Here is a 7,453-nt window from a genome sequence, read left to right on the forward strand (position 1 = left end):
ACGGTGCGGCAGTCATTGGCCGCACCGGCATTCACGCGCCTCAGGGCAGGGCCGGCTCGGCCGCCTCGTGTTCGCGCTGCCTGAGCAAGGCGCGCATCTGCGCCGCCGGCAGCGGTTTGCCGTAGTAAAAGCCCTGCGCCTTGTCGCATCCATTGGCGCGTAAAAATTCGCCTTGTTCCACCGTTTCGATGCCCTCGGCAACCGTTTCCATTTTCAAGCTCCTGGCCATGGCAATGATGGCCTTGGCGATGGCGGCGTCTTCGGTGCTGTGCGGCAGGTCGCGCACGAAGCTGCGGTCGATCTTCAGCGCGCTCACCGGAAACGTCTTGAGGTAGCTCATGGAGGAGTAGCCGGTCCCGAAGTCGTCGATGGCCAGCGCGATGCCGGCGCGCTTGAGCGTATGGAGTTTGTCGATGACCTTGGCCGAGGCGTCCATCAGCATGCTTTCGGTCAGTTCCAGTTCCAGCCAGCGCGCATCGACCCCGCTGTCGTCGACGATCGCCAGCACCGAGGCGACCAATCCTTCCTCGGTCAGCTGGCGCCCCGACAGATTGATCGACATCCGGATGCCGTGGCCATCGTCGTGCCACTTGCGCAGTTCGTGGCAGGCTTCGCGCAGCACCCATTCGCCGATCGCCACGATCATGCCGGTATCTTCGGCCACCGGGATGAAGTCCGCCGGGCTGATCAGGCCAAGGTCTGGATGGATCCAGCGGATCAGGGCTTCGGCGCCGCAGATGGCGCCGCTGCGCAAGTCGATCTGGGGCTGGTAGTGCAGCACGAATTCCTTGCGTTCGAGCGCGCGCCGCAGGTTGTTGTCGAGCGTGAAGCGCTTGCGGGCATCTTCCTGCATGCTGTGCGTGAACAGACGGTAGGCATTCTTGCCGCTGTTTTTTGCGTAGTACATGGCGCTGTCGGCGTATTTGAGCAGCTCGTGCATGGTCGACGCGTCGTCCGGGAACACGCTCAGGCCGATGCTGGCGCTGATGTGGATCTCGTGCCCCGAAATGGCAATCGGCTGGGCTATGCGCAGCAGGCACTTTTCGGCGACCATCGCGGCGTCGCCGATCTGGGGCACGTTTTCCAGGATGATGGCGAATTCGTCTCCGCCGATGCGGGCGATGGTATCGCCGCTGCGTACCGTGTCGCTCAGGCTGCGCGAGACCAGGCGCAGCAGTTCATCGCCGATATCGTGGCCCAAGGTATCGTTGACGGCCTTGAAGTTGTCGAGGTCGATGAACATCAGCACGGCGCGCTCCTGGCAGCGCTGGGCGCGGGCGATGACCGCTTCGAGCCGGTCGTTGAAGAAATGGCGGTTGTGCAGCTGGGTCACGTTATCGAAGTGGGCCAGGCGGTCGAGCTTGACCTCGACCCGCTTGCGCTCGGCGATCTCGCCCTCGAGCTCGCTTTCGCGCTTCTGGATCCGGTCGAGCATGGTGTTGAATGCGCTCGACAGCATGCCGATATCGGCCAGGGTGCTGACCTCGGCCCGGATCGAGTAGTCGCCCAGGCGCGAGATTTGCGCGCTGGCGTCCGACAGCGCGAGCAGGGGATCGGTAATGAAGCGCTGCAGGCGCGACAGCACCAGATGGGCGATGGCCAGCACCGCGAGCATGACCGGAATGGTGAGCGCCAGGTAGAGCGCGAGCTGGCGGTAGACATTGTCCAGCGAGCTTTGCACGATGAGGGTGCCGAGCCGCTGGCCCTTGACGAGCAGGGGCTCGACCACGGTGACGTGGCGGTACGACAGGGTGTAGCCGGCGGCGCCGGCGTGGCGCAGCGCGAGCGGGGCGGTCCCGCTGTCGCGCAGGTAGCTGGCGAAGCGGCCGTTGGCGTTGTCGTAGACCACGGCCGAGCGCACGTCCGACACCACGCGCAGGGCGGCCAGGATGTCCTTGGCGGCGCGCTGGTCGCCGAAGACCATGGCGGCCGACATGTTTTCGCTGCCCATGGCCGCTTGCGCCTGGGTCTGGCGCACCAGTGCCGAGGTGAAGAAATAGGTCTGGATCCCGAGCAGGAACAGGGTCGAGAGCAGGATGACGGTCCCGCTGGTGACCAGGTTTGCCCATTTGAGCTTGGTGCTCAGGGTTTGTTTGCGGCTGCGGCGGCGAGGCCAGGGGCGTTTCATGATGGGTCCGTTTCGTGGGTTCAATACACCATGCGCGCGAGGCGCAGCACTTTGGAACTGAGGGCGATATTGGCGGCGCGCGCCGCTTCAGCGTTGAACTCGAAGGCGATGCGCTTGTCCTCGACGTCGAGTTCGACCATGATCCCCATGCGCGCCGCTCCCTTGGCGTCGGAGACCGTCAGCACGCCTTCCTGGCGCGCCGATTGCGCCAGCAGGGCCACGGTGTCGCTTTCGGAAGCGCTGACGAACACGATCTGGCACTGCTTGAGCGCGTCGCGGCCGGAGGGCGGGTAGGCGATCGTCATCCTGGCGTCGCCGAGCGGCTTGCCTTCCAGGCCGGCGAGCAGCTTGCCGAACGGATCGCGCCCGAGGATGCATAGCCTGATCAGGCCCGCCCGCGCATCCGGAAACGTGCTGAACAAGGCAAGGTTGTAGATGAACGCCGCTTTCGCCGCGTACTCGGCGGCCGCCGGGGCCTGGGCGCGGGCGGCGGCGGGCAGCAGCAGGGCCAGCGCGAGGGCGCAGCGCGGCCAGCGGCGCGCGCTGGCGGCCAGCCAGGCGACATGCGGGGAAGCGGGGCGCAGGCGCATATCAGAAGGTGTAGCTGGCCTGCAGGCGCCAGGTACGCCCATCCTGGCCGATGGCGTTCAGATAGCGGGCCGGGCTGCTGTTGTCATAATGCTCCTCGCTGGCGGAATCGGCGTAGTGCTTGTCGAACAGGTTGTAGACGCTGGCGGACAGGTCGAGCCGCTTGCCCAGGGCGTGGCCGAGGACGGTGACATTGACCAGGCCGAACCCGCCGACGTGGCCGCCCGCCGCAGTGCGGCGCCGGCTGGTGAACTGGTATTCGAGCGCGCTGTGCAGGGTGTCGCGCCAGAGCGGCCTGGCGTAGTTCAGCTTGAACAATTGGCGCGGCGAGTTGCTCAGCCATTCGCCGCTGGCGGCGTTTTTTGCGTATTGCAAACTGATACTGGTCTTGAGCGAAGCGCCGTTGTCGCGCAGCCATTCCGCCTCGATCTCGGCGCCTTTGGAACGGGCCGAATCGATGTTCGACTGGACCAGCCGGCAGTCGAGCGGGTCGGTGCTCAAGGCGATCAGGTCGGTGAAGCGGTACTGGAACAGCGAGGCGCTGGCCCTGAAATTTTCAGATGGAAAATACTCGCCGATCAATTCATAGGTCTTGATGTGCTCCGGCTTGAGGGTGGGATTGAGTTTGAACCCGGTGCTGGTGGCGTAGTAGCGCTCGTAGGCATTGGGCGAGCGGTAGGCGGTGCCGTACAGCGCCTTGACGGTGCTGTGCGCGGCGGCCTTGACGATCAGCGCGATCCTCGGATTGCTGGCGCCGCCGCCTTCGGCATCGTGATCGTGGCGCAGTCCGGCATTGAGGATCACCCGTTCGCCCATGCGGAACTCGTCCTGCAGGTACACGCCAGCGCGTTTGTTCGGGTGCTCGCTGAGCAGGTAGAAGGCGTACGGGGCCAGGTCGTAGTTGCGCATCGTGCGTTTGTGGTCGTTGGCATACTCGGCGCCGGCGATGAGCTTGTGGTTGCGGAATGCCGTGCTCAGCAGACGTAATTCGGTGGACGCGCTGCGGCTCTCGGCCTCGTCCATGTTCACCGTGGCGCTGTCGGGCACGTAGATATAGGTGCCCTGGTAGCGGTAGCTGTGCAGGTTGATCCCGGCGTGCACTTCCAGGGTCGCGCTCAGCGCCGCCTGCCAGGAGGCGCTGGCGGAAGCGTATTCGTCGATGGTGCGGCTGCGCGGATCGTTGAATTGCTGGCCGTAGGAAGCGGTCGGGACGCCCTTGGTGCGGCGCCCGACATACGCGCTGGCGGCGAAGCTTCCCCACGACAGCTTGGCGAACGCGCGCTTGTAGAGGTCATGGTCGAGGTTGCGGGCGACGCCGAAGTGATGGGCGGCGTCGTCGTATTCCGGGAAATACTGGTCGTTTCCCTTGCGTTCCAGCCAGGATGCGCCCAGCAGCAGGTCGATGCCGCTGGCGCGCGCAAAGCCGCTGGCCATGCGCGCCTGGCGCGTGGCGGCGCTGGCGGTGCCGGCGCTGGCCGTGCTGCCCTGGAACGCGGCGCCGCTCTTGGTGATGACGTTGACGACGCCGAAAAACGCGCTGCTGCCATACATGGCCGAACCCGGACCCGGGACGAATTCGACCCGCTCGACCAGGCTGATGTCGATGGGGAATTCGTTTCCGGCGGCACCCTGGTCGTACACCATGTCGTTGAGGCGGCTGCCGTCGACCAGGATCAGCAGGCGCGTGTTGAAGTCGCCGGGGCGGCCGGAGCCGCGCGTGCCGACGTAGCTGTAGTTGCGGTCGTCGGTGACGTAGACGCCGCGCACGCTGCGCAGGATGTCGGCCAGGGAACGGTAGCCGAAGCGGCGGATGTCGTCCGCGGTAATGACGGACACCGACGACGGCGCTTCGCTGATTTTCTGCGCGAACTTGGAGGCGGTGATGATTTCCAGGTTGAGCAATTGCTCGATCGGCAGGGCGTTCAAGTCCTCGGGCTGGTCGGCGCCGGCCACGGCGACCTGGGCCACGCTGGTCAGTGCGGCGGCGAGCACGCGGCGAAGGGGATGCTTGGTTGTGGGATACATGTCCTGTTCCTGCGCAAGGGCCGCCCGGCTATGCTGGGCGGAAAGCCCGCGGGTCGGCGGGAATGTGTTTCCGGTGGTCAATTTAGTAGTCCAGTGTAAGATTGCCCGACACCCGGTCTGTTGATTCAGCTTAAGCAAGCGCAAGCCGGCGCTTTCTTACAACAGCGGACTTTTCACGAAGCGAAGCCGCTGCGCCCCGCCCATGCCGGCCGGCTTGCTACCGGCGCACGCTTTCCCGAGCAGCGCGGACAGGCAAGCTGATGCGCATGGCGCTTGTTATCCGATTGGAATTTATTTTTAAGCGGAAATATCCAGGGAAAGGTGAATCTATGTTTCACTACGATTCCTCCCAACATGTCATATTTATAAATACAAATCATGTTCAATCATCCAGCGGTTTCCGGTGTTTTCTCCATGCGCACGGGCGTGCGCCGCGTCTTCGCAGTCGCGCTTCTTGTCATGCTCAGCGCGTGCGGCGGGGGGCATGACACGCCCCCGGTCGAACCGGCGCTGCAAACGGCGCTTGCCGGCAGCATCAACAGCGACCTGTTTTTCACGTCGAGCCAGACTCATGCCGGCTACCGGCTCAATGTCTATGTGCCCGCGAACTACGCCAGCACGAGCGATCGCCTGCCGGTCATTTATGTGCTCGATGGCGGCCCGGATAACGGCATCTTCGTGCCCATGGCCCATATCGCGGAGGGAGTCGGCGTGCGCGCGGTCATCGTGGGTATCGGCGGCTTTGCCACTCGCAGCACCGACTACCGTTACCCCGGCCTGAACCCTTACTATGCATTCCTGACGACGGAACTGATGCCGCTGGTCGAATCGAAGTACCGGATCGCGCCGGAGCAGCGCACCCTGGTGGGCCATTCGTATGGCGGCTACTTCGCCGCCGCCGCCATGCTGCTCGACCGCCAGGGCGGCCACACGTTTTCCAATTTCATCGTGATGGATATGGCGACCCACGAACAGGGCGGACCGCTGGCCGACATGGAGCGCGCCATGTTTACCGCCACCGGGGGCAAGCTGCCGGGCACGAAGCTGATCCTGTCGGGCGATACCGCGGGCAATGCCAAGGACGTGGACGCGTTCGACAGAATGATTTCCGCGCGCGCCTACCAGGGCCTGGAGTTGCGGCACCTTCCGACCACCTCGTACGGGCACGTCGAGATGATCAACCCAGCCTACAAGGAATCGCTGCGCCTGATCTTCAAGCAGTAGCTTGGCTGGCATCACTATCGCCGGCGAGGGGCGCGTCATGCGCCGAAGGGACTGTGGACTCGCGCCCTGCTGCAAAAGGGCCATCTTGATGTGCGTCAACGTATTGTTGAAGCCAGTTTCATACACTGATTTATATCAATAACCGTATGTGACTCATTCAGGAGCGATGTGAAATTCAAGGACCATGTCGATCCGCGAGCGGTGGATGGTGTGCGCGAAGCGCGCGCCGCCATCGACGCGCTGTATCCGCGGCAAGCGCGATGAGCGGCCCGGGAAGCTGGGCCGCACTGGCCTTGGTCTGCCTTGCCGCTTGCGCGACGGCGGTGCTGGCATACGGGCACTACCGCTGGAACGAGGCAATGCGTCACTTGCGCGATGCGCTTACTGCTCAAGCCGTTCCGATCATCCCTGCGAGGGTCGACTTTGCCAGCCTGGCAGGTTTGCCCGCGCCGGTGCAGCGCTATCTTCGGCTGGTCCTCGTCGATGGCGCTCCCGTGGTGGCCGGGGTGCGGATACGCCAGATCGGCAGCATGAAACTGAGCCAGGCGGCGAGCCGATGGACATCGCTTACCGCGGATCAGCAGGTTGTGACCCAGCGCGCCGGCTTTGGCTGGAATGCGCGTATCGCCATGCTGCCCGGCGTACATGTGCTGGTGCGCGACTCTTACGTTGCGGGTGAGGGGGCACTGCGTGCGGCCGTGTTTGGCCTGTTCACTGTTGCCGAGCTTGGCGGCACCGTGGACATGGCGCAAGGCGAACTGATGCGCTTTCTTGCCGAGGCGGTGTGGTATCCGACAGCCTTGTTACCCGGCCATGGCGTCAGTTGGACGGCCATTGATGCGCAACATGCACGCGCCACCCTGATCGACGGCGCCCATACCGTCAGCCTGGTTTTCCGCTTTGATCAGCATGGTCTCGTGGAAGGCATCCGTGCTGATGCCCGCGGCCGTGCAATCGATGGAAAGACTGTCCCCACGTCGTGGTCCGGCCGTTTTTGGGGCTACCGGACAGTGGGCACGATGCTTGTGCCGCGCAATGGTGAAGTGGCATGGGAATTGCCCGAGGGGCTGCAGCCGTACTGGCGTGGTGAAGTTCAACGTGTTGTTTATGCGTTTGCGCAGTGACGGCGCAGTGACGGGCGCGCTTTTCGGCGTCACACCCGGCGGCGTTTTGTCGAGCCAGGTCCGCAGCGACCGCCACACTGTGTGCCAGCACCTCGGCTGCATGCGCACATTCAATAGTAAATAACTATCAAAAAACAATTTTTAATTTAAAAAACAGCCGCAAAACGCAGTTAATTAGTTGCATTTAAGCCATGTTGTATGTAAGTCTATAAATATTTTTATAAATTAACGAAATTTCCTAAACTAAATTATTTTTTGTTGGATACATTGTTATCCGTAAATTTTTACCGACACTCCCGGAACATCGCGATGCAGGGTCGATAACAAATTTACATACATTACATTTTAGTTAAGGCATTTCATC

General features: G+C 63.0%; 5 protein-coding genes. 2 read left to right on the forward strand and 3 right to left on the reverse strand.

What is annotated here, in order from left to right; all coding sequences use genetic code 11:
• Window positions 1–40: 40 nt before the first annotated feature.
• From IV454_RS17785 to IV454_RS17795, 3 genes are read right to left on the reverse strand one after another with little or no spacing between them, the layout of a single operon-like run.
• Window positions 41–2,128, reverse strand: coding sequence for a putative bifunctional diguanylate cyclase/phosphodiesterase (locus IV454_RS17785; RefSeq protein WP_206087169.1), 2,088 nt, complete (start codon window positions 2,126–2,128; stop codon window positions 41–43).
• Window positions 2,129–2,148: 20 nt separating this feature from the next.
• On the reverse strand, window positions 2,149–2,718 hold the full coding sequence (locus tag IV454_RS17790) for a YfiR family protein (RefSeq protein ID WP_206087170.1): 570 nt from the start codon (window positions 2,716–2,718) through the stop codon (window positions 2,149–2,151).
• Window position 2,719: 1 nt separating this feature from the next.
• A complete protein-coding gene (locus tag IV454_RS17795) occupies window positions 2,720–4,741 on the reverse strand; it encodes a TonB-dependent receptor plug domain-containing protein (RefSeq protein WP_206087171.1) in 2,022 nt (673 codons plus the stop codon).
• Window positions 4,742–5,119: 378 nt separating this feature from the next.
• Here IV454_RS17795 and IV454_RS17800 point away from each other — a divergent pair, with 378 nt between their 5' ends.
• Window positions 5,120–5,965, forward strand: a complete 846-nt coding sequence (locus IV454_RS17800) for an alpha/beta hydrolase (protein ID WP_206087172.1) — start codon at window positions 5,120–5,122, stop codon at window positions 5,963–5,965.
• A gap of 260 nt (window positions 5,966–6,225) precedes the next feature.
• A complete protein-coding gene (locus IV454_RS17805) occupies window positions 6,226–7,089 on the forward strand; it encodes a DUF6920 family protein (protein WP_206087173.1) in 864 nt (287 codons plus the stop codon).
• Window positions 7,090–7,453: the final 364 nt, after the last annotated feature.

It is taken from the genome of Massilia antarctica (assembly GCF_015689335.1).
Lineage (GTDB): Bacteria > Pseudomonadota > Gammaproteobacteria > Burkholderiales > Burkholderiaceae_D > Telluria_A > Telluria_A antarctica.